The sequence below is a fragment of the Pseudomonas protegens genome (assembly GCF_003732485.1).
Lineage (GTDB): Bacteria > Pseudomonadota > Gammaproteobacteria > Pseudomonadales > Pseudomonadaceae > Aquipseudomonas > Aquipseudomonas protegens_B.
Window position 1 is genome coordinate 227,228 of the sequence record NZ_MOAK01000043.1, and the last position, 1,949, is coordinate 229,176.

1 protein-coding gene, 1 tRNA gene and 2 pseudogenes are annotated in these 1,949 nt (G+C 55.1%); all 4 read left to right on the top strand.

Features of this window, described 5'->3' with window-relative positions; translation table 11 throughout:
• Positions 1–491, top strand: a pseudogene (locus BLX41_RS35025) (4-(cytidine 5'-diphospho)-2-C-methyl-D-erythritol kinase); the annotation flags it as partial.
• 37 nt (positions 492–528) lie between these two features.
• Positions 529–603, top strand: a tRNA-Gln gene (locus BLX41_RS10550).
• Positions 604–651: 48 nt separating this feature from the next.
• Positions 652–1,593, top strand: coding sequence for a ribose-phosphate pyrophosphokinase (locus BLX41_RS10555; RefSeq protein ID WP_003171603.1), 942 nt, complete (start codon positions 652–654; stop codon positions 1,591–1,593).
• Positions 1,594–1,732: 139 nt separating this feature from the next.
• Positions 1,733–1,949: pseudogene (locus tag BLX41_RS33595) on the top strand (50S ribosomal protein L25/general stress protein Ctc); the annotation flags it as partial.

The window sequence follows — 1,949 nt, forward strand, 5'->3', positions numbered from 1 at the left end:
TGGACTGGGACGAAGACCGCCTGGCAGCACTCGGACTGACCCTGGGCGCCGATGTCCCGGTTTTCGTACGTGGCCATGCAGCCTTTGCAGAAGGCGTCGGGGAAAAACTCACCCCCGAATACCCCGAAGAACCCTGGTATCTGGTACTGGTCCCGCAAGTGTCTGTTAGTACAGCAGAAATTTTTTCAGATCCGCTGTTGACACGTGACACTGCGCCCATTAAAGTGCGCCCCGTTCCCAAGGGAAACAGCAGAAATGACTGCCTTCCGGTAGTCGCAAGGCGTTATCCAGAAGTTCGTAACGCATTGAATTTGCTAGGTAAATTTACCGAAGCAAAACTGACTGGAACTGGAAGTTGTGTGTTTGGGGGCTTCCCAAGCAAAGCTGAAGCTGATAAAGTCTCGGCCCTTCTTACAGAGACCCTTACAGGGTTTGTAGCAAAGGGAAGCAACGTTTCGATGTTGCATCGCAAGCTACAGAGTCTGCTCTAAAAGGAACCGAGTGCCAGGCACTCGAAGCAACAGATACAGGGGCGTCGCCAAGCGGTAAGGCAGCAGGTTTTGATCCTGCCATGCGTTGGTTCGAATCCAGCCGCCCCTGCCATTTTCCTTATACTCATCCAGGTATACCCTCAGCCTTCAGGTACTGCGCGTGTCCAAGATGATGGTCTTTACGGGGAACGCTAACCCCGATCTGGCTCGGCGTGTCGTACGTCAGCTGCATATCCCTCTCGGTGACATTTCTGTTGGAAAATTTTCCGACGGCGAAATTACTGCCGAGATCAATGAAAATGTCCGCGGTAAAGACGTCTTCATTATTCAGCCGACTTGCGCTCCGACCAACGATAACCTGATGGAACTCGTGGTGATGGCCGACGCCTTCCGCCGTTCCTCAGCAACTCGTATCACTGCTGTTATTCCTTATTTTGGTTATGCCCGTCAGGATCGCCGTCCGCGTTCCGCACGTGTGGCTATCAGCGCGAAAGTCGTGGCTGACATGCTCACCGTAGTCGGCATCGACCGTGTTCTCACGGTTGATCTGCATGCTGACCAGATTCAGGGCTTCTTCGATATTCCGGTAGATAACATCTACGGCTCCCCGGTTCTGGTGGATGACATCGAAGACCAGCGTTTCGAAAACCTGATGATCGTGTCCCCGGACATTGGCGGCGTCGTGCGTGCACGTGCCGTGGCCAAGTCCCTGGGCGTGGATCTCGGGATCATCGACAAGCGTCGTGAGAAAGCCAATCACTCCGAAGTGATGCATATCATCGGCGACGTCGAAGGACGCACCTGCATTCTGGTCGATGACATGGTCGATACCGCCGGCACCCTGTGCCACGCGGCCAAGGCCCTGAAAGAGCATGGCGCAGCCAAGGTCTTTGCCTACTGCACACACCCTGTGCTGTCGGGTCGGGCCATCGAGAACATTGAAAATTCCGTGCTGGACGAGCTGGTGGTGACCAACACCATCCCGCTGTCCGCTGCAGCACAAGCCTGTGCGCGTATCCGCCAACTGGATATTGCACCGGTAGTTGCCGAGGCGGTCCGCCGCATTAGCAATGAAGAATCGATCAGCGCGATGTTCCGCTAAGGGCTAGTCCCTGGCAAAACATCCCGATGACGAAAAGCGCCCCGTCCCAACCTGTGTTGGGACGGGGCTTTTTTGCCCATATCGCCTTTAGCGCTGGTCGCAAACGCTGGGGCGAGTGTGGTTATTTTGGAGATACAACATGAACGATTTTACTCTGAATGCTGAAGTGCGTTCCGACCTGGGGAAAGGTGCGAGCCGCCGCCTGCGTCGTCTCGCAAGCCTGGTTCCAGCTGTAGTTTACGGTGGCGACAAAGCCCCTGAATCCATCAGCATGCTGGCCAAAGAAGTGGCCAAGCTGTTGGAAAACGAAGCTGCCTACAGCCACATCATCGAACTGAACGTTGGTGGCACCAAGC